The organism is Streptomyces sp. NPDC003077, from assembly GCF_040611095.1.
Taxonomy (GTDB): domain Bacteria; phylum Actinomycetota; class Actinomycetes; order Streptomycetales; family Streptomycetaceae; genus Streptomyces.
In genome coordinates, this window is record NZ_JBEXNM010000001.1 from 34352 (window position 1) to 54908 (window position 20557).

The window sequence follows — 20557 nt, forward strand, 5'->3', positions numbered from 1 at the left end:
GGCCTCAGCTGCCCTGGGGGGAGACGACGGCCGACCTGCCCTGTACGACGGCCTCTTCGAGGACCTCCAGGGTGATGCCGACCTCGCTCAGTACTGTCGCGGCCAAGCCCCGGCCGATCTGAGCGAGCCCGAGCAGCAGGTGATCGCAGTCGATCAGCGCCGAGGACCCCCCTTGTGTCGCCCGTTCCTCCGCGATGGCGATGGCCTTGCGGGAGAAGGGAGTCCACGCGATGCGTTCCGCCGCCTGAGAGGCCCCCCAGCTGAGCCGGGACTCCACCGCCCGATGGATCTTCTCTGGCGAGGCGCCCACCGCGCGCAGGAGGTGGATTGCCGTGTTCTCAGGGACGTCGTCCTCCTCCGCGGTCAGGCCGTACAACAGGTGCTCTGTTCCGAGGTAGTTGTTGCGGTGCTGCACGGCGGCGCGCTTCATGTGTGTCATGGCCTGTCGCAGGCCCTCGGTCAGCATCTCCGGGGTGTACCGCTTGTGCGGCGCGTGGAAGCGCTGCTGAACCGCCTGCCGGGTGACGCCGAGGGCCGCGCCGATGTCCGCCCAGGAGACGCCGTGCATGCGACAGTGCTCGACGTAGTCCTCCACCAAGTCGTCGGCGAGCGCCTGCAGTTGGCCGGAGATGCCGGCGGCCACCGTCAGTAGCGCAAGCCAGTCGGGCTGGTCCTGCCCGCCGGGGCGGTGGGCTGAGTCACACGTCCGGTCCACTTCGGCGATGAGGTCGTCGAGGTCGGGAAGAGTCATGAGGCAAGTACTCCTTGACAGTTGGAAGTTTGTCAAGCTTGGCTTGCCTCTAACGGGAGCGGGGCTGCGGTTTCCGGCCATGGCGGGAGAGGTGCCGTAGGGGCGGCCGGTGGTCGGCGCGCTCAAATCTTGACCCCTCGGATCGCACTGTGTTCGACTCGGCGAACATCGTCGTTCGGATTCGTCGGGGAATGCGGAGCACATGCATGCGTCTGGCTCTCTTCAATGTGTGCGGAAAGATATCGGACGAGCTTGTCCTGAGCTTCAACAGCCTGCCTCCGGACGAGTATGTGAAGTCACAGACTCCGTTTCGTTTCCGGGCGTTCGGAACCGCTCGGATCGAGAGCGACGAGATTCTCTGGCAGGAGGATTCGACCTTCCTGCAGAGCGAGGATCTGAACGGCTATGCGGGAGGGATCGAACGGCGCTTCGGTCCACTGGGAAAGCCGGTGCGTGAGTTCGCCGAGGAACTGGTCCGCGACCCTGGTGTGCGGAAGCTCATCGGGAGTGACGACTTCGTCATCGGTTGTCACCAGATCCGCATCGTCGCTGGTGACGGGCTGGTTGGTCTGCCCGCTCCGGAAGGTTTCCACCGGGACGGATTCGACGGCATCGCCGTGACCGTGGTCGCCGCCGAGAACGTGAGCGGCGGTATCTCGCTCGTCCGTGAAGGGGATGGAGAGGGTGATGTGCTACTGGACCGGGTGATGGCTCCGGGAGAAACGCTCTACCTCGATGACCGCAGGGTCGTGCACTATGTCAGCCCTATCACCCCGAAATTCCCCGGCGCCACTGCCCACCGGGACGTGGTCGTGGTCACCTTTGACTTGACGAGAGAGAGGGAGTCGAGCGCGTGAGCATATCCGAGTACGCCATCCAGCACTGGCTTTTCGACGAGGCGCAGGGAAGGTACGACATCGACCTTGCGGAAAGCGGCGTGCAGTTCCAGCTCCTTGGCGATCTGGAAATTCAGCCGGAATGGGAGCTCGACTACAGCCTCGACCGCGGCCGGCCGCAGCTGCGGCGCGCGATCGCGGACATGTACGGCGGCGTGGCCGTCTCCGCCGATCACGTCGCCGTGACGCACGGCGCCCAGGAGGCGCTCTACCTGCTGTACCGCACGCTGCTCCGGGCCGGTGACCACGTGGTCACCACCAGCCCCGGCTGGCAGCAGGCCTGGGAGGTGCCCCGGCACATCGGATGCGACGTCACCGTGCTGCCCTGGCCGCCCGGCACCCGCTTCGACATCCAGGCGCTGAAGCGGGCCCTGGGAACGCACACCCGGATGATCATCCTCAACAGCCCGGGGAATCCCTCCGGTTGCGTGCTCGGCCCCGACGACTTCACGGCCGTCATGGAGGTGGCGGCCGAGCGGGGCATCTGGGTGGTCAACGACGAGGAGTACCTGCTGGACTTCGGTGAGTCGGTGGTCCACCGCCACCCCCGGGCCATCTCGGTCTCGGGCCTGTCCAAGGTGTTCGGGATGCCCGCCCTGAGGCTGGGATGGGTGTGCGCCGCCGCCGACGTCGTCGAAGGAGTCGTCAACTACAAGCGCTACACCACGGTCTCGAACTCCCTGGTCTGGGAGCGTACGGCCGAGCTCGTGCTGCGGCGCCGCGCGGAGCACGTCGATCGCTACCGGCGCCTGGTGGAACCCGGTCTGCGGACCCTGCGGGAGTTCGCGAATCGGCACAGCGACACCGTGCGGCTGGTCCCGCCGCAGGGCACCCCCTTCGCCTGGGTGAACACCTTGGCCGCGTCCTCCTCCCGGGACATCGCCGAGCGGCTGCTGGAGCACCACCGGACGCTGGTGATGCCGGCCGAGGTCTTCGGCGCTGAAAAGGCACTCCGCGTCAGCTTCGCACGACCGGCGGAGGTCCTGGAGGAGGGCCTGGAACGACTCGGCAAGGTCCTCGCCGACATCGACTGACTCGTTGGCAGCGCAGGCCGGTGGCCGGGCCGACGCGCGCTTCCCCGTGGTGCCCGACGACCGGGCGTGTCCTGTGAACGGGACCGGAGCGGCGTGACGCTGCCCGGAATCGCGGCCCGGCCGGGCGGTGGCGCGGATGGGCGCTGGAGGCCAGGGAGCCGCCGAGGTGCCCCTTGCTGGTGACCGAGGCCAACGCCTTCGCCCGCGCCGACAGCGTCACGTTTGACGCCGCCGGGAGATGCCGTCGGTCCGACTCACCAGTGGCGTTGAGTGATCACCTCGGCGAGTGACGTGAGCGTCCGGACGCCCTCGGGTTCCGGATCGGCCGCCGCCAGTGCCGCCAGGGCCCTGTCCCGCTGCCGTTGTGCCTCCTGTTCCGCCCAGGCGCGCCCGCCCGCCTGGTCGACCAGACGGGCGGCCTCGCGGATCTCGGTCTCACCGAGCGGCCCGGTCCCCGACAGGTACACCTCGGCAAGCCGCCAGGCCTCGGGCACGTCTGCGCGCAGCGCCGCAACGACCGGCAACGTCTTCTTGCGCCGCCTGAGGTCCGCCCCGACCGGCTTGCCCGAGACCGAGCTGCGGCCCCAGATGCCCAGCAGGTCGTCGACGAGCTGGAAGGCCAGCCCCATGTGGTGTCCGAACCGGCGCAGGGCGTTCGTCTGCCGCGGTGTCGCCCGCGCCGCCAGCCCACCGAGCGCACATGCACTCGACAGCAGCGCTGCCGTCTTCCCGGCGGCCATGGCCAGGCACTCGTCGAGATCGACATCCGTGCGCTGCTCGAAGGCCAGGTCCGCGCTCTGTCCGGCCACCAGGGCCAGCAGCGCGTCGCACAGCTCCCCGAGCATCGTGCGGTCCTCGGCCAGCACCTCCATCGCCACGACCAGCAGTGCGTCTCCCGTCAACACGGCCTGCGCGTCGCCGAACAGGGACCACACCGCCGGGCGTTTGCGGCGCAGCGCGTCCCGGTCCATGAGGTCGTCGTGCACGAGCGAGAAGTTGTGGACCAGCTCGACACCCGCGGCCGCCGGTACCGCCTGTTCCGGATCGGCGCCCATGGCCCGCGCGGAGGCGACGACCAGCGCTCCGCGTATCCCCTTGCCCCAGTCTCCGGTGGCCGGGTTGCCCTCCTGGTCCCGCCAGCCGAAGTGGTACTCCGCCACGGCACGCGTCGGCTCGGGCAGCCGTCGTACGGCCTTGCGCAGGGCCGGTTCCGTCAGCTGCCGGACCTGGGACAGCAGACCCCACACGTCCTGCTCGGCGCTGACGGCGGTCACGGTCGCACGTCCATCAGGTCGGCCTCCAGGTAGCTGCCAGGGTCGCCCTCCGCCGGACCGGGCGCGTAGCGCTGCGTGCGCCGCGACCAGTCGAGGTTGCCGCGCATCCACGACCGCATCCCCGCCAGAGCCGGACGCAGCCACGGCACGTCGTCGGGGTGCTCTCGCAGCAGGCGCTCCTCGGCGGCCAGGAAGACCTCCGTGCGCTGCGCGATCGCGGCGCCCACCGCCTCCAGCGCCTGGCGCTCATCGAGCCGGCGGTGGTGCTCCACGACGTAGACGAGGTTGTGGACCTCGCCCAGGGAACGCTCCTTGGACAGCGAGTGCACGTCGTTGACCCAGCACACGACGTCGCAGGCGGCGTCCAGCGCGGTGCGGAACGTGGGCGCGGTGTAGTCCTCGGCCGGGACCTCCACCCGCTCCACGATCTCGATGAGGTCCATGCACACGTAGATGGCGCCGGTGTGCCGCCGGTTGGCGATGTAGGAGTCCTCGGACGGTACGGCCCCGCATCCGGTTCCCGGCCTCCCAGACGGTGGCCGCGGTCAGGCACTGCTCCAGATGGTCCGCGAACCTCCCGTGCCACGCCGGCGACGCCCGGCTCGCCGTACGGTGCCACAGGTCCGCGAGCGCGTCGGCGGCCGGGGGCAGGGGCGTGCCACGCTCTGCGGACGGATCGTCGAGTATCCGCCGCATCAGGCGGACCGCCTGCGCCATGCGTTCCGGGGAGCGGCCGAAGTCCCCGTCGTCCAGCTGGTCGTCCACCAGGAAGAGCCACGCGAACCACTCGGCCATCAGCTTCAGCGTCTCCGCATCGGCCGTCGGATAGACCAGCGCCGCGAACCAGCCGAAGTCCGCGCGTTCGAAGCGTTCCCGGGCGCGGGTACCGCGCAGGAGGCCGGTGTCCCGCGTCCAGATCGACAGGTGCTTACGGGCTTGTGGGGCGTGCGGGCTGACCGCGAAGGGGAACGGGCAGGCTACGTCGATCACAGCAGCTCCAGTGGAGAGGGGGTGGGGGGCTTCAGCGGCGTACGAGGCGGAGGTGGACCCCGCCGCGCGGGTGCAGCGTGATCAGCGGCTCCGGTTCCACGACGGGCGCACCGTCCGGCAGCAGCAGCCGGTGTCCGCGCGCCACCGTGGCGAGCGCCAGCGTCAGTTCGGTCAGGGCGAAGTGCTTGCCGATGCACACGCGTCGGCCGCTGCCGAAGGGGATGTACGCGTGCTTCGGTCGCGCGGCCACGCGCTCCGGCGCGAAGTTCTCTGGGTCGAACCGATCGGGGTCCGGCCAGAACTCCGGGTGCCGATGCAGCAGATAGCTGTTGAGGAGCACGTTGCTGCCGGACGGAATGCGGTAGCCGGCGATGACGTCCTCTTCGCGCGCGTGCCGCATGGTCTGGTAGGCGGGGGAGTAGATACGCAGCGTCTCGTCGATAACCCTGCGGGTGTAGGTGAGCTGCGGCAGGTCCTCGAACCGCGGGACGCGTCCCGCGAGCACCTGGTCGACCTCGGCGTGCAGGCGCTGCTCTGCCTGCGGATGCCGTGCCAACAGGTAGAACGCCCAGGAGAGGGTGTTGGTCGTGGTTTCGAAGGCGCCGATGCAGAGGTTGAGCACCTCGTGGTGGAGCTGTTCCAGGTCCATTGCGGTGCCGTCGTCGTCCACGCTGTGCAGGAGCAGCGTCAGCAGGTCCGGCCGCTGCGGGTCCGTCTGCCCGGCGCCCTCGCCGCTCAGTCGCTCGCGGATCACGCCGGAGACGAAGTGGTCCATGTCGTCGATGGCGCTGCGCAGCCGACGGCGGCGCGCGGTGGGCCAGCTCAGCGGCGGGAAGGGGAACCGGAAGAACGAGCCGAGCACATTGTTGGCGGCGGCGAAGGCGCGCTCGAAGGCCTGGGCGGCCCGGCTCACGTCGGCGCTGAACAGCGATCGGTTGACGATCCGCAGCGCCAGCTGGCCTATCTCGTCGGTGACGTCCAGGACGTCACCAGCGGAACGCGGGCGGCGCTCCCAGCGCTCCAGCATGTGCACGGTCTCACTCGTCATGTTCTCGGCGAACCCGGCGACCGTGCGCGGGGTGAAATGGGGCGCCATCATGCGCCGCTGGCGGCTCCACTGCTCCTTGTCGGCTATGGAGATCAGGCCGTTGCGGAGCACGGGTCTGACGACCTTGAAGATGGTCGCGTCCTTGTCGTAGCGCTCCTCCCCGTCCACGAGGATGTGCTGGATGTGGTCGGGGTGGTTGGCCAGGACCATGGGGACACCGAGGGGACTGAACCGGAACAGGTCGCCGTGGCGGCGGATGTTCTCGGCCAGGAAGCCCAACTGGTCGCGTTTGAAGGCGAGCGCGCCGCCGAACAGGTTGCGGGCTCCGGCGACGGGAAGTTCTCGCGGTGTCATGAGGCAGCGGCTCCGTGGGGGAAGAGGAGGCGGACGGTGGTCGCGGTGTGCGGGTGGGCGGCGCGGGGATGAACGGTGCGAGGGTGGGCGGCGCGGCGATTCCGCGTCCGCTCGCCGGCCGCTCGTGGCCGGTTATGGCGTCGGCTCCCGTCCCGGTCCGCGCAGTCCGGCCAAGAGCCGTACCCCCGGGCCCGTCATCAGCGTGGTTACCAGGGCGACCAGGGTGAGCATGGCGAACATCTCGCCGTCGATGAGCCGGGCCTCGTGGCCGATGCCCAGCACCACCAGTTCGGTGAGTCCTCGTGCGTTCATCAACAGGCCGAGGGTCGCCGCCTCCCTGCGGCCCATCCCGCACAAGTGGGCGGCCAGGGCGACACCGCCGACCTTGGTGACGATCGCCACGGCCGTCAGCAGACAGGCGACGGCCAGCGTCTCGGTGGTGAGCGGCAGGTCGCCCAGATCCACGGACAGACCGAAGCCCAGGAAGAAGAACGGCAGGAGCAGGTGCGCCATGGTGCCGAGCGAGGGGACGACGGAGGTCTCGGGAGGCAGCGCCGCCGGCCAGGCCAGCCCGAAGAGGAAGGCCCCGATGAGCTGGTGGATTCCGAGCAGGGCCGTGATCCCCGCCGAGCCCGCGATACCGACGACGGCGATCACCAGCACGAACGCGGCCTTCGGTTGCCGGTCGCCGTGGACCAGGTAACGGGCCAGTCCGGCACGGACCGGACCGAGCAGGACGACGGCCGTCAGCAGCGTCAGGAGCACGGGCCGCCACAGCGAGGACAGGTCACCGCCCTGCGCCAGGAGCAGGGTCGCCGTCAGCAGCAGCCAGCAGATGCCGTCACCGATGGCGGCGGAGAAGAGACTGAGGCGTCCCGTGCGCGTTCGGATCAGGTCCAGGTCGGTGAGGATGCGCGCGAGGACCGGGAAGGCGGTGATGCTGAGCGCGCAGCCGACGAAGAGGGCGAACGTGAGACTGTCACCGGCGGCGCCCGCGAACCGCGACGCCAGCGGCAGGGCGATGGCGGTGCCCGCCGCGAACGGCAGCACGAGGGAGGTCAGGGCGATCAGGCCGCCGTCGCGACCGGACCGGTCACGGCTGTTGCGTACGACCTCCTGGCCGACGCCGAACATGAACAGCACGAGGCCGAGTTGGGCCAGCGCGTCGATGCCGGTGACGGCGGCCTGGGGGAAGAGCCAGGCCCGGACGGACGGGGCGAGGCGGTCCAGCACCGTCGGGCCGAGGGTGATGCCCGCCAGGAGTTCGCCGATGACCTGGGGCTGCCCGAGGCGTGCCGCGAGCAGGCCGGCCAGCCGGGCCGCGCCCACCACCACCGCGATGGCGAAGAACAGCGCCGCGGCCGCGTGGTTCTCGGGACTCCCGGCAGCCGCGCGGGCCGGGCGGTCGCCGTGGGAGACCAGGAGCACGGTGGCGGCAAGCAGGGGCAGGACGACCAGCAGTCCGTAACCGAGGGCACGACGGCGGGCAGGGGAAGAACCCCCGCCGTCGCGGGCGGACGACTGGGAGGTGTTCTTCTCGACAGCACGTTGCGTCACATTCACCTCGTCCATGGGAGTCGGAGGGCCAGGAGCGCGCAGCGCTGCAACCAGCCTGGGCAGCCGCGTAGTTGGGAAAGCCGAGCGGGCTCCGCGGCCTTGCCGGACGAAGCGTGAAGGTAGCGAACGGTCCGCTTCCGGGTCCAGGAATGTGCCGTCGGACAGGGCCGTCCGCACATGACGACGCCCACGTCGTCCGATGTGCCGGCGACGTGGGCGTCGATGCGGGAACACCCGCGGGCGAGGGGGGCCGCACGCGGGAACGCGGCAGGCCAGGGGCCTGTGATTCGGTTCCCTCGGGGGTCGGCTAGGCGTTCTCCGGTACGGCGACGGGTGCGGCCGCGCGGCGTTCGGCCGCCGTGAGCAACAGGGTCGGTGCGGTGGCCAGGACCGCCGTGGCGAGGACCCACCAGAAGGTGGTGCCGAAGGCGGAGGCCTGTGCCGTCGCGCTGCTCGCGGAACCGAGTTCGTTCTGCAGGATCACCGCGAACAGGGCCGTGCCCGTGGAGCCGCCCACGCGCTGCAGGATGCCGATCTGGATCGTGGCGTCGTTGACCTTGGCCGGAGGGATGACCCGGTAGGCGGCGGTGGTCGCGGGGATGGCGCACGCCCCGATCCCGAAGCCGCGGAGGACCATGGCCAGCCCCAGGAACCAGTAGGAGGAGTCCGCGTCGATGACCAGGAAGGGGACGGTGGCGACGGTGCTGACGGCGCCGCCGAGGAGGGCCGCCCGTCCGCTGCCCAGTTTGTCCGTCAGCCGGGCGCTGACCATCATCGCGAAACCGGCCCCGATGCCCTGGGGGATCAGCAGCAGGCCCGTGGCCACGGGGTCCTCGCCGCGCACGATCTGGAAGTAGAGCGGCATCAGGATGACCGATCCGAAGACCGCGGAGCCGAGGCAGACGTTGGTCAGCTGGGCCGCCGAGTAGAGCTTGTTGCGGAACAGACGGATGTCGACGAGGGGTTGGGCGGCCCGCAGCGCGTGGAGGGCGAAGAGGGCGATCAGGACCACGCCGACGGCGAGCGAGACGAGCACCTGCGCGGACATCACGCGCGCGGTCGTACCGATCTCGGCGAGACCGTAGGTGAGGGCCGCGAATCCGAGGGACATCAGGAACAGGCCCGGGACGTCGAGCCGCCCGCCCTGCTGCGCGGTGTCCGCCGGAACCAGCCACTGGGCGAGGACGACGGTCAGCACCCCGATCGGCACGTTGATGTAGAAGATCCAGTGCCAGCCCGCGTGTTCGACCAGGAAGCCGCCCAGCACGGGGCCGAACACCGGGGCGAGCAGGGTCGGGATCCCGCTGATGCTCATGACGCGGGCGAGACGCTCGGGACCCGCGAGCCGCACGATGATCATCGTGGCGATCGGCAGCGCGAGACCGCCGGCGGCGCCCTGGAGGGCGCGGAAGGCGATCAACTGCTCGACGTTCTGGGCGAGTCCGCAGGCCAGTGAGGCGACGGTGAAGCCGGCGATGGACAACACGTACACCCGCTTGGCCCCGAAGGTGGCCGCGGCCCAACCGCTCGCCGGGATCACGGCCGCGAGCCCCAGGAGATAGGCCGTGACCAGCCACTGGATCGTGGCCAGCGACGTGTCGAGGTCGTCGGACAGGGAACGCAGGGCGACGTTGACGATCGTCGCGTCGAGGTACGTCATGACCGAGCCGAGCACGGTCACCAGGACGACCCGGCGTAACACGGGCGGGAAACGCAGGGGGGTGGGGGGAGAGGCGTTCATGCGCGATCCGCTTCCTTGCGTGTCGACGGCAAGCAGGACTCGGCAATGTTTGATTGACAAATCGAGTTTGTCAAGGCAGCCTTGCCACTCGGTGTCGGGCTCTTGTTCGGGGTGGGCGACTCTCTGACGTGTCGTCAGATGGGCTTGTGCGCATGTGAGTAGCCGGAATCCGGTCACTTCCCGACAGGGTCGAGCCATTGGTCGGCCGCCTGTGTTTGACGGGTCGACGCGCGGTGTCGAGGGCCCGAGTCGCGAGCGGGCTGTTTCTTCCCACCCAACATCCAGCGTTGCTCTAATCGATTGCCGGTACGGGTCAATTCGAGGACGTGCTCAAGCAACGTGCACGTCGGGGGAGTTCACGGTGATCCAACGGCCTTCTGACGACTTTCGCGTGGGCATGAGGCGCCTGGCCGGCGGGGTCTGCGTGATCAGCGGAAGCACGAAAAGCGGTGAGCCGTGCGGTCTTACGGCAACCGCCGTCTGCTCCCTCACGGCGGACCCTCCGTCGCTCGTCGCGTGCATCAACAAGGACACCCGGCTCGGGGCGGCCGTCCGGACGGCCCCGGCCTTCGCCGTCAACGTATTGTCCGCCCGGCAGCGGCCCGTCGCCGAGGCGTTCGCCGGACTGATCTCGGGAGTATGGGGCGAAGCCCGCTTCTCCTACGGGGAGTGGCGCGAGGAACGGCCGGGTGTGCCCTTGCTCGCGGATTCCCCGGCGAGTTTCGTCTGCGAACTCGACCAGGTCGTCGACCGCTCGACCCATCTTCTGCTGATCGGCCTCGTCGTGGAGGTGCGTCTGGCCCCGCAGGAATCAGACCCGTTGCTCTATGTGGACCGTCAGTTCGTTCAGTCGACTCACAAGGTGGACTCCCCATGATTCCCTGGATCGATGCGTCGGCGACCAGATCGCCCTCCTTCACCTCCGCCCTGCACGGATTGGGTGAAGAACTGGCGGCGCATGGATTCACCTCCGATTCCGCCGCATCACTTCTCGGAGCGGCGGGCGATACGGACCTGTTGCGCAACTCCGCCCTCTACTCCCTCTGGTCACGAGACCGAGCAAACGAACTCTCCGCCGACCCGGCGGGCGTGCTGACGGAACTCTTCGTCAGGAACGGCGAGATCGCGCTCGACCTCTACGAGCGCCGGATCTCCCGTACCCTGCGCTCCGCGTTCGACGCGCTTCAAATCATGCAGGAAACCGGCGGAAAGATAAGCGCCCGTGTCTCCATCTCGCCGCTCGGGTCAGCGTATTACCTCTCGGATCAGTTGTTCGAGTGCCGGGCGGAATTCGACGGGTACCCGGTCATGGCCAAAAAAGCCGAAGGCGCCTTCGACCCGGTGATGCCCCCGCACGCCAGCACCCTGCTTCTGCTGCAGAACACCGCACCCCGCGGAAAACGACTCCTGGACGTGGGCACCGGGTCCGGTGTCCTGGCGCTGCACCGCTCCGACCGCTACGCGTCCGTGGCGGGTATCGACATCGATCCGCGAGCCGTGGCCTACGCCCGCCTGAACGCGCTTCTCGCCGGACGCGAAGCGGCCTTCGAGGTGGGGGACTTCCGCGCGGGACTGGAGGAGTTCGGTCCCGTCGACCACGTCCTGTTCAACGCGCCAGGCCGCGCCCCCGGCCGGCCGGACCCGTCCGGGGACGCTCCCGTCCTCGACGCGTCAGGCCTGGTCAAAGACGTCGTCGGGTGCCTTCCCAAAGCGCTCGCCGCCCCTGGAGGGCTGGCCGAGATCCTCGTCATCGTTCCTGTGCCGCATCGCCTGCCGGGTGCCGAGGACGTGGTGGCGGAGTGGCTTGGCGGCCCCGCCCCGCTCGCCGGAGTGAAGGTGACCGAGGTGGCCGACCCCGCCCTCAGCGTCCCCGCCGACGCCATCGACAGACTCCGCATCCAGCCCGGCTGCCTGCTCGCCGACGACCGCGCGGAAGCGGAGTCCCTGGTGAGGTCCCTCAAGCGGGGGGGTATCCGCAACGTCGCACCGGCCATCGTCTCGATTTCTTCCTGAGCCGGTCTGTTCCATTTACAGCAATGAACGGGGGAATTCCCATGAACGTACGACGCCCCGGTGTCTCTTCGGTGAAGGTCCAGAAGAAACGCACCAGCCTGACCTTTCCACGGGCCGTTCCCCTGGAGGCCTGGATCTCGATCGGTGTCGAAATATTCTCCATCACGGACGCCTCGTCCTGGTGGCTCGGCGACTGGCTCATCTACGGGCAGAACCGGTACCCGGACCGCTACAAACGAGCAATCGAGGCGAGCTCGCTCCACTACAAGACACTGCGGAACTACGCCTGGGTGGCAAGAAGGTTCGACGTGTCCCGTCGACGGGACACGCTGAGCATGCAACACCACGCCGAAGTCGCGGCCCTGACCGAGGAAGAACAGGAGCTGTGGCTCGACCGTGCCGAGCAGGAGGGATGGTCCGTCACCGAACTGCGCCGGAATATCAAGGAAAGCAAGGCGACCGGCGACAGAATCCAGGACGTCACCGCTGCCACCGTCACGCTCAAAGCGCCGGCCGAACGAATGCGGCGCTGGGAACAAGCCGCGAGCAGAGCCGGAACCTCACTCGACGAGTGGATTCAGCGAGTACTCGACAGGGAAGCGGTGGAGCTTCTTCAGCATGGCGATCTCGTCGGTGTCGGTCAACGGCACCTGCCCCTCTGAACCTTGACGCCCGAGAAGGGCCATAAATAGCATCCGCTGTCGCTGGTCACAGCCTACTCCGGCGTGTGGAATGAGGTATCGGGATGATGGGTGCAGACGAATACTCCGTGGTGGTCAACCATGAGGAGCAGTACTCGATCTGGCCAAAGGAAAAGGAATTGCCAACGGGGTGGCGTGAGGCGGGATTCAGTGGTCCGAAGGAGGACTGCCTAGCCCATATCGAAAACGTGTGGACCGACATACGGCCGTTGAGCGTGCGCAAGGCCGTCGCAGCGAACACGGCTCAGGAGGGCTGAGCGGAAATGCCGGATCGGTCTCTGCTCCACGAGTTGGTTTCCGACCAGGCGCGGATTTCTCCCGAATCGGTTGCCGTGGTCTGCGGAACGGAACAGATCAGCTATGGCGAACTCGACGGGCGCGCCAGTCAACTGGCCCGGTTCCTGCGCGAGCGGGGAGCCGGACCGGAAACCGTGGTCGGGCTGTGCCTGGAGCGGGGGATCGACCAGGTGGTGGCTCTGCTCGCCGTCATGAAGGCGGGCGGTGCCTACCTGCCGCTGGACCCGGCGGATCCACCGGACCGCGTGGCCTTCATGCTCGCGGACGCCGGCGCGCCCCTGGTCCTGAGCCGATCCGGCATCACCTCCCCCTGGCCCGACGGTCCGTGGACGGTGGTCGACGTCGACGACACCGCGGACGAGGTCGCGCGGTACTCCGCGGCACCCCTCGACAGCCGCGGCGACGCCGACAACGCCATCTACGTGATCTACACATCAGGATCCACGGGTACCCCCAAGGGCGTCGTCGTCCCGCACCGCGCGGTCGTCAACCTCGCCCGGGCGCAGCGCACGCTGTACCGGCACGGGCCGGGGGAGCGTGTGCTCCAGCTGGCCCCGGTGCGGTTCGACGCCAGCGTCTTCGACTTCTGCCTCGCCCTGTGCAACGGCGGCACCCTGGTCCTGCTGCCGCCGGACACCGTCGGCTCCGGCGGCGACCTGTTGAACGTGCTGGAGAAGTACGAGGTCACCACGGCCGCCGTGCTCTCCGCCGCGCTCCAGTCCATGCCGCGGGCCGAACTGCCGCGGCTCCGGCAGCTGATCTCCGGCGGTGAGGCCGTGCCACCCGAGGTCGCCGACCACTGGGCGAAGGGCCGCGTCTTCGTCAGCGCCTACGGCCCCACCGAGGCCACGGTCATCTGCACCAGCGGCGAGGTATCGCCGCCGGTCCGCGACTACCCGTCGATCGGCGTCGCCCTCCCCGGCACCACCGTCCACGTGCTCGACGCGGACATGCGACCGGTCGCAGCGGGGCAGCGAGGCGAGATCTACGTCGGCGGAGCGGGTGTGGCCCGGGGATACGCCGGCCGCCCGGCCCAGACGGCGGACCGCTTCGTGCCGGACCCCTTCTCCGGCGAACCCGGCGCCCGGCTCTACCGCACCGGGGACTACGGCAGCCGCTCCGAGGACGGCACCATCACCTTCCTCGGCCGCGTGGACGACCAGGTGAAGATCCGGGGTTTCCGAGTCGAACTGGGCGAGGTCGAGGCGCACGTCCTGGCCCACCCGGACGTCCGGGAGGCCGCCGTCACGGCGCGCGAGGACACGCCCGGCGACAAACGGCTGGTCGCCTACGTCGTCGCCGCCGACGGCGCCCTCCCTCAGGCGCGGCTCAGGTCCGACCTGCGCGGCCGGCTGCCCGACTACATGGTGCCCTCCGCGGTCGTGGTCCTCCCCGAACTGCCGAAGACGGCCAGCGGCAAGGTGGACCGGCAGGCACTGCCCCGGCCGAGCGGCTCCCGGGCCGAGGACGCCCTCGCCCCCGTCGCCGCCCGGACACCCGTGCAGGAGACCATCGCCGCCATCTGGGCGGAGGTCCTCGGCGTCGAACGAGTCGGCCTCGACGACGACTTCTACGACCTCGGCGGTCACTCGCTGCTGGCCGCCCAGGTCATGGCCCGGGTACGGGAGGCGTTCGGCGTCGACCTGCAGATCTCCGCGCTGCTCGACGGGCCGGACGTGGACCGGCTCGCTGCACGGGTGGAGTCCGCCCGGGCGGACAGCACGGACGGATCCGGGCTGGGCGAGACGGACGGGCCCGTCCGGTTCTACGACGGTGATCTCGCGCACGAGCGGGAGCTGCCGCTCTCGTTCGACCAGGAACGGCTGTGGTACCTGAGCGAACTCGCCGCCGGACAGCCCTTCTACAACGTGGCGCTCGCCTTCCGCCTGCGCGGAGAACTCGATCTGCCGCGGCTCACCGGGGCACTGGACGACCTGGCCGAGCGGCACGCCGTACTGCGCACGTCGTTCGCCCGCGTCGACGGCGTACCCCGTCAGGTCGTACACCCGGCCGCTCCCGTCTCCCTGGAGACCGTCGACGTCCCCGACCTCGACGCGGCCCGCGAAACCACCAGCACGTGGCTGTTGCGTCCTTTCGACCTGGAGGCGGGACCGCCGGTCCGCTACGGGCTGCTGAGGTCGGCCGGAGGTGAGCACGTCCTGCTGTTCGTGGTGCACCACATCCTCGCCGACGGCTGGTCCATGTCGCTCCTGTGCGAGGAGCTCTCCGCCCTCTATGCGGGAGCCGAACCCGGCCCGCTGGACCTGCAGTTCGCCGACTACGCGCGCTGGCAGCGGGAGCGGCTGGAGAGCGGGGCGCTGGACGGGCAGCGCGCCTACTGGAAGGAGCGCCTCGCCGGGCTCGTCCCGCTGGAGGTGCCCACGGACCACCCGCGTCCCGCGGCGCTCAGCTACGCGGGGAACCGGCTGACGTTCGCGCTGCCCGACGACCTCGTCGAGGAGCTGGAGGCCGTCGCCAAGCGTGCGTCGGCCACGCTCTTCATGGTGCTACTCGCCGCCTTCGACGCGCTGCTCAGCCACTGGTCGGGGCAGCCGGACATCGCCGTCGGAGTCCCGGTGGCGGGCCGGTCACACCGCAGGCTGGAGTCCCTGATGGGCTTCCTCGTCAACACCGTGGTGCTGCGCACCTCCTGCGCCGGCGACCCCACGCTCGCGGAACTGCTGGAGCGCGTGCGGGGCGACGCCCACGCGGCCTTCGACCACCAGGAGCTGCCGTTCGAGAAGCTCGTCGAGGAGCTGGCCCCGGTCCGGGACCTGAGCCGCAACCCGCTCGTCCAGGTGCTCTTCCACGTCGCGGGTGCCCGCGAGGCCGGGGCGGGCGGACTCGACCTGCCCGGCCTGGAGGCCGAGTCGTTCGAGGTGGACGTACTGACCACCCGGCTCGACCTGGAGATGCAGGTGGCGCAGGACGCCTCCGGCGCCTGGTCGGGGCAACTCGTCTACTCCACCGAGCTGTTCGACGAGCCGACCATGCGCCGGCTGTGGGCGCGGTACGTCCGGGTACTCAGGCAGTTCGCTGCCGCACCGCACCTGCCGCTGTCCCGGCTGGACCTGCTGTCCGAGGAGGAGCGGCACGAAGTCGTCTCCGGGTTCAACCGGACCGAGCGAGCGGTCCCCGACCTCCCCCTGCACGAGCTCGTCGCCGCACAGGCCCGGCGTACGCCGGGCCGCGTGGCCGTCGTCCGCGGGGACATCTCGATCAGCTACGCGGAGCTCGACGCCCGCGCCGACCGGCTGGCCTGGACGCTGTACGACCACGGGCTCCGGCCCGACTCCGTGGTGGGAGTGTGCCTCGACCGCGGCATCGACTCGGTAGTCGGCCAGCTCGCCGTCCTCAAGGCGGGCGGCGCCTTCCTCCCGCTGTCCCCGGGCGACCCCGCCGACCGCCTCGCCTACATGATCGATACGGCGGGCGCCTCGCTGGTCGTCTCCTCACCGGACGTCGCCCAGGACTGGGCGGCGCCGACCGGGTGCCGGGTCGTCGACGTGCACGTCGCGGGACAGGAGCGCCCGGGACCGCCGCCCGTCGCGGTCGGCCCCGACCACTGCGCGTACGTCATCTTCACCTCCGGCTCCACGGGCCGGCCCAAGGGAGTCATGGTGCCGCACCGCGGCATCGTCAACATCGCGCTGTCCTCGGCACGCACCTGGGGCGTCGAGAGCGGCACCAAGGTGGGCCAGGCGGTCTCGCCCGTCTTCGACGTGTCGGTGCTCGACGTCTACGTCGCCCTCGTCAGCGGTGCCGAGCTGCACCTGGCGACCGCCGACGACACCTCGGGGCCCGGCCTGGAACGGTTCATCAGGAAGTCCGGCATCGAGATCATCCAGACCGTGCCCGCCCTGTGGTCCGGCCTCGACCCGGACTCCGGCGTGCGGCTGCGCACCCTGGTCATCGGCGGCGAACAGCTGCCGGCGCAGACCCTGCGCCGCTGGACGGGCCGCATAGCCACCGTCCACCACGTCTACGGACTGACCGAGCTGTCGGTCATCTCGACGCAGGCCACGTACCTCCCCGCGGACCTCGGGGACGACGACGGAGCGCTGCCGATCGGCGGCCCCGTCGACAACACCCGGGTCTACCTCCTCGACGACCGGCTCCAGCCGGTCCCCGGCGGAGCCCGGGGCGAGATCTGCGTGGGCGGCATCGGCGTGGCCCGCGGGTACGCCGGGCAGCCCGCGCTGACGGCGGAACGGTTCGTGCCCGACCCGTTCGACGGCCGGCCCGGCGCCCGCCTCTACCGCACGGGCGACTTCGGCCGGTGGACCGCCGACGGTTCGGTGGAGTTCCTGGGGCGTGCCGACGACCAGGTGAAGATCCGCGGCTTCCGCGTGGAACTCGGCGAGATCGAGGCCCAGTTGCTCCGGCACCCCGGAATCCGCGAGACCGCGGTGATCGCCCGGGAGGACACCCCGGGCGACCGGCGCCTGGTCGCCTACGTGGTCCCCGCCGGACCGACCGTCGCCGAGCAGGAACTGCGAACCCACGTCCGCGACCGGCTGCCGCACTACATGGTCCCGTCCGCTTTCGTCACCCTGACGGAGCTGCCGAAGACCACCAGCGGCAAGGCCGACCGGCGCGCCCTGCCCAGGCCCGCGGCACCGTCCGCCGAAACCCCGGCTCCCGCCGGGTCGGTGCGGGCGGTGGTGGCCGGGATCTGGGCCGAGGTGTTGGGTGTGGAGTCGGTGGGGGCGCAGGACAACTTCTTTGATCTGGGCGGGCATTCGTTGCTGGCGGCGCAGGTGGTGTCGCGGCTGCGGGGTGAGTTCGGGGTCGAGTTGGAGTTGTCGGCGTTGCTGGAGAGTCCGACGCTCGAGGAGTTGTCCGACCGTGTCGTGGCGGCTGGTGGCCGGGTGGAGGTTGTTCCGGCCGGGTCGGTGCGGGCGGTGGTGGCCGGGATCTGGGCCGAGGTGTTGGGTGTGGAGTCGGTGGGGGCGCAGGACAACTTCTTTGATCTGGGCGGGCATTCGTTGCTGGCGGCGCAGGTGGTGTCGCGGCTGCGGGGTGAGTTCGGGGTCGAGTTGGAGTTGTCGGCGTTGCTGGAGAGTCCGACGCTCGAGGAGTTGTCCGACCGCGTCGAGGCGGCCGGTGGCCGGGTGGAGAGCGCCGGCCCGGCACGGGTGTTCCACGGCGACCTCGTCGGGCGCACCGACCTGCCGATGTCCTTCGGCCAGGAACGGCTGTGGTTCCTCGGCGAACTCGCGCCCGACCAGCCCTTCTACAACGTCGCCCTCGGCTTCCGGCTGCGCGGCCCCGTGGACGTGGCACGCCTGTCCCGGGCGCTGACCACCGTCGCCGAACGGCACACCGTCCTGCGCACCACGTTCGGCCGCGTCGGCGGAGTGCCGCTCCAGCTGGTGCGCCCCGCTGCCCCGGTCGACGTCCAGGTGGTCGACGTGGCTGACGCCGACGAGGCCCGGGTGCTCGGCGAGCGCTTCGGCCGGGACCTGTTCGACCTCACCGCCGACCACCTCCTGCGCGCCCGCCTGTACCGGGTCGGCGCCGACGACCACGTGCTCGTCATCGCCTCGCACCACATCGCCGCCGACGGCTGGTCCCTGTCGGTGCTGACCGACGAACTCGAGACCCTGTACGCCGGTGGCGCACCCAGGACCCTGGACGTCCAGTTCGCCGACGTCGCCGAGTGGCAGCGCCGCAGGCTGCGCGGTCCCGTCCTGGAGGAGCTGACGTCCTACTGGACGAAGCGGCTCGCCGGTCTGGAGCCGCTGGAGCTGCCCACCGACCGACCGCGGCCTCCCACGCTCAACTACGTCGGCCACCGGCTCGACTTCACCGTGCCGGCCGACGTGATCGCCTCCCTGGAAGGCGTCGCCAAGCGCGGCTCGGCCACCCTGTTCATGGTGTTCCTCGCGGCTTTCGACGCGCTGCTCAGCCGCTGGTCCGGAGCCTCGGACGTGGCCGTGGGCGTACCAGTGGCCGGACGGTCGTACCGCGAACTGGAGGACTTGATCGGCTTCTTCGCCAACTGGCTGGTGCTGCGCACCGACTGCGGCGGCGATCCGACGTACCTCGACCTGCTGGCCCGGGTGCGGGAGAGCGTGCACGACGCCCTCAACCACCAGGAACTGCCCTTCGAGAAACTGGTCGAGGAACTCGCCCCGGTGCGTGACCTGAGCCGCAACCCGCTGGTCCAGGTGCTCTTCCAGGTGGTCCAGCCGACCGACTCCGGCTCGGCCGCCGCCGCTCGGCTCGCCCTGGACGGCCTCGACGTGGACCCCTTCCACTTGGACCTGGTCACCACCCGCGCCGACCTGGAGCTCCACCTCATCGAGGAGGACGAGGGCGACTGGCACGGGCTGGTCGTCTACTCCGCCGACCTCTTCGACGCGGTCACGATGCGCCGCCTGTGGGACCGGTACCTGCTGATCCTCCGGCAGATCGCGTACGACCCCGCGCTGCGCCTGTCCCGCCTCGACCTGCTGACCGGCGAGGAACAGCGCCTGCTCACCGACGGGTTCGGACGCCGAGGCACGGACACGCCCGCGCCGCTCGTGCAGGAACGCGTCGTCGAGCGGGCGCGTTCCGCCCCCGGCGCGCTCGCCGTGGTGGCGGGTGAGGAGAGCCTCACGTACGGCGAGCTCCTCGACCGGGCCGCCGGTCTCGCCGCGACCCTCGTGGACCACGGTGTCGGCCCGGAAACGGTGGTCGGAGTCTGCGCGGAGCCGTCCCCCGACTCCGTCGTCGGCGGGCTGGCGGTACTCCTGGCCGGTGGCGCCGTACTGCCGCTGGACCCCGCCGCCTCCGCGCAGCGGCGCGAGCGGATCATGCGGGAGGCGGGCGCCGGCGTCCTGCTCACCGAAGCCCTCGCCGACGGGGCGACGCCGTGGACGCAGCTCGGCCTGCGGGCCCACGCCGACGGCACACGGCCCCAGGTGACCGTGTCGGCAGAGAGCACTGCGTTCGTCGCCGTGGCACGCGGCGGCACCCGGATGCCGCTGTCGCACCACGCCCTCGCCGCCCGGGTCGCCGGATGCCTCGACGCCCACTCCCTGACACCCGAGGACCGCCTGGGACTGCTTCCGGAGGAGGCGCAAGCCGACTCGGGCGCCCGGCTGTGGGCCGCCCTCGCCGCCGGCGCCACCGTGGTGATCGGCCCGGACCAGACGACCCGCACCGCACAGGGCAACGTCGCCTGGCCGGCCGGCCACGGCGTCACGGTGGCCGTCCTGGACCCGGCGTCGGCCAGGGACCTGTCGTACGGCTCGCGCCCGCAGGACACGACGCCGCGGCTGGTGATCACCCGGGGCGGCCGGCCGGAACCCGGGGCCACCGCCCCGCCCTTCGAGGTGGCCGACGAGTACCGGCCCGACGAGAGCGGACCGGTCTGCGTCAACGGCAGGCTCGTCGGCGACCTGCGGGTCCACGTGCTCGACGAGGAACTGAGGCCTGTACCGATCGGCACCACCGGTCAGGTGCACGTCGCCGGCCCCGGCCTCGCCCACGGCTACGCGGGCCGGGCGTCGAGGACCGCGGCGGCGTTCGTGCCCGACCCGTTCTCCGGCGTTCCCGGCTCCCGGATGCTGGCCACCGGCGACCGCGGCCGCTGGAACAACGACGGCACCCTGACCGTCCTCCCCGCCACTCCCGCCGCCCCCCGGGCCACTGCGGCACGCAACCGGATGCAGGAGGCCGTGGCTGAGGTCTGGGCCGAGGTCCTCGGCCGCGGCTCGGTCGGAATCTACGACGACTTCTACGCCCTCGGCGGCGACGAGGAGCGGGCGGCCGCCATCTCCAGCCGGCTCACCGCCCGGCTCGGACTCCCCATCGAGCCACGCATCGTTCTGGAACGCCGGACCATCGCCGAGTTCACGGCCGACGCGCGCGTCAGGGCCGGGGCCTGAAACGCCGCCGCGCCCCAGGAA

The 20557-nt window shown here is 70.5% G+C and carries 12 protein-coding genes and 1 pseudogene; 7 read left to right on the plus strand and 6 right to left on the minus strand.

The features are described 5' to 3' along the window. Positions 1-4: 4 nt before the first annotated feature. A complete protein-coding gene (locus ABZX96_RS00130; RefSeq protein ID WP_355535189.1) occupies positions 5-751 on the minus strand; it encodes a Clp protease N-terminal domain-containing protein in 747 nt (248 codons plus the stop codon). 206 nt (positions 752-957) lie between these two features. On the opposite strand from ABZX96_RS00130, the gene ABZX96_RS00135 reads away from it, so the two are divergent. Further along, positions 958-1608: a 2OG-Fe dioxygenase family protein gene (locus ABZX96_RS00135; RefSeq protein WP_355535192.1), complete on the plus strand. Its 651-nt coding sequence runs from the start codon at positions 958-960 to the stop codon at positions 1606-1608. Next, positions 1605-2681 (plus strand): pyridoxal phosphate-dependent aminotransferase, encoded by a 1077-nt coding sequence (locus ABZX96_RS00140; RefSeq protein ID WP_355535195.1) that lies wholly within the window; start codon positions 1605-1607, stop codon positions 2679-2681. Before ABZX96_RS00135 ends, ABZX96_RS00140 begins: the two co-directional genes overlap by 4 nt. A gap of 254 nt (positions 2682-2935) precedes the next feature. On the opposite strand, the gene ABZX96_RS00145 is transcribed toward ABZX96_RS00140, so the two are convergent. The 5 genes and pseudogenes from ABZX96_RS00145 to ABZX96_RS00165 all read right to left on the minus strand — a co-directional run bounded on the left by ABZX96_RS00145 (position 2936) and on the right by ABZX96_RS00165 (position 9645). Beyond that, positions 2936-3955: a polyprenyl synthetase family protein gene (locus ABZX96_RS00145; RefSeq protein ID WP_355535198.1), complete on the minus strand. Its 1020-nt coding sequence runs from the start codon at positions 3953-3955 to the stop codon at positions 2936-2938. After that, positions 3952-4750 (minus strand): annotated as a pseudogene (locus tag ABZX96_RS00150) (terpene synthase family protein). Before ABZX96_RS00150 ends, ABZX96_RS00145 begins: the two are co-directional and overlap by 4 nt. A gap of 226 nt (positions 4751-4976) precedes the next feature. Further along, complete coding sequence (locus ABZX96_RS00155; protein ID WP_355535201.1) at positions 4977-6347, minus strand: cytochrome P450; 1371 nt, start codon at positions 6345-6347, stop codon at positions 4977-4979. A 132-nt stretch (positions 6348-6479) separates the two neighbouring features. Beyond that, a complete protein-coding gene (locus ABZX96_RS00160; RefSeq protein WP_355535204.1) occupies positions 6480-7904 on the minus strand; it encodes a cation:proton antiporter in 1425 nt (474 codons plus the stop codon). Positions 7905-8211: 307 nt separating this feature from the next. Next, positions 8212-9645, minus strand: coding sequence for a DHA2 family efflux MFS transporter permease subunit (locus ABZX96_RS00165; RefSeq protein ID WP_355535207.1), 1434 nt, complete (start codon positions 9643-9645; stop codon positions 8212-8214). A gap of 397 nt (positions 9646-10042) precedes the next feature. Here ABZX96_RS00165 and ABZX96_RS00170 point away from each other — a divergent pair, with 397 nt between their 5' ends. From ABZX96_RS00170 to ABZX96_RS00190, 5 genes are all read left to right on the plus strand, one after another. Continuing rightward, positions 10043-10522: a flavin reductase family protein gene (locus ABZX96_RS00170; protein ID WP_355535842.1), complete on the plus strand. Its 480-nt coding sequence runs from the start codon at positions 10043-10045 to the stop codon at positions 10520-10522. Continuing rightward, a complete protein-coding gene (locus ABZX96_RS00175) occupies positions 10519-11658 on the plus strand; it encodes a 50S ribosomal protein L11 methyltransferase (protein ID WP_355535210.1) in 1140 nt (379 codons plus the stop codon). The genes ABZX96_RS00170 and ABZX96_RS00175 overlap by 4 nt, the downstream gene beginning before the upstream one ends. A gap of 41 nt (positions 11659-11699) precedes the next feature. Next, on the plus strand, positions 11700-12320 hold the full coding sequence (locus tag ABZX96_RS00180; protein ID WP_355535213.1) for an LmbU family transcriptional regulator: 621 nt from the start codon (positions 11700-11702) through the stop codon (positions 12318-12320). A gap of 83 nt (positions 12321-12403) precedes the next feature. Next, on the plus strand, positions 12404-12616 hold the full coding sequence (locus ABZX96_RS00185) for an MbtH family NRPS accessory protein (RefSeq protein ID WP_355535216.1): 213 nt from the start codon (positions 12404-12406) through the stop codon (positions 12614-12616). 6 nt (positions 12617-12622) lie between these two features. Then, positions 12623-20536: an amino acid adenylation domain-containing protein gene (locus ABZX96_RS00190; RefSeq protein ID WP_355535219.1), complete on the plus strand. Its 7914-nt coding sequence runs from the start codon at positions 12623-12625 to the stop codon at positions 20534-20536. Positions 20537-20557: the final 21 nt, after the last annotated feature.

Bases quoted from the DNA above. Each gene is read 5' to 3' on its own strand.
- ABZX96_RS00180 (WP_355535213.1), top strand. From the start codon at position 11,700: ATGAACGTACGACGCCCCGGTGTCTCTTCGGTGAAGGTCCAGAAGAAA.
- ABZX96_RS00190 (WP_355535219.1), top strand. From the start codon at position 12,623: ATGCCGGATCGGTCTCTGCTCCACGAGTTGGTTTCCGACCAGGCGCGG.
- ABZX96_RS00165 (WP_355535207.1), bottom strand. From the start codon at position 9,645: ATGAACGCCTCTCCCCCCACCCCCCTGCGTTTCCCGCCCGTGTTACGC.
- ABZX96_RS00185 (WP_355535216.1), top strand. From the start codon at position 12,404: ATGATGGGTGCAGACGAATACTCCGTGGTGGTCAACCATGAGGAGCAG.
- ABZX96_RS00155 (WP_355535201.1), bottom strand. From the start codon at position 6,347: ATGACACCGCGAGAACTTCCCGTCGCCGGAGCCCGCAACCTGTTCGGC.
- ABZX96_RS00175 (WP_355535210.1), top strand. From the start codon at position 10,519: ATGATTCCCTGGATCGATGCGTCGGCGACCAGATCGCCCTCCTTCACC.
- ABZX96_RS00130 (WP_355535189.1), bottom strand. From the start codon at position 751: ATGACTCTTCCCGACCTCGACGACCTCATCGCCGAAGTGGACCGGACG.
- ABZX96_RS00170 (WP_355535842.1), top strand. From the start codon at position 10,043: ATGAGGCGCCTGGCCGGCGGGGTCTGCGTGATCAGCGGAAGCACGAAA.
- ABZX96_RS00135 (WP_355535192.1), top strand. From the start codon at position 958: ATGCGTCTGGCTCTCTTCAATGTGTGCGGAAAGATATCGGACGAGCTT.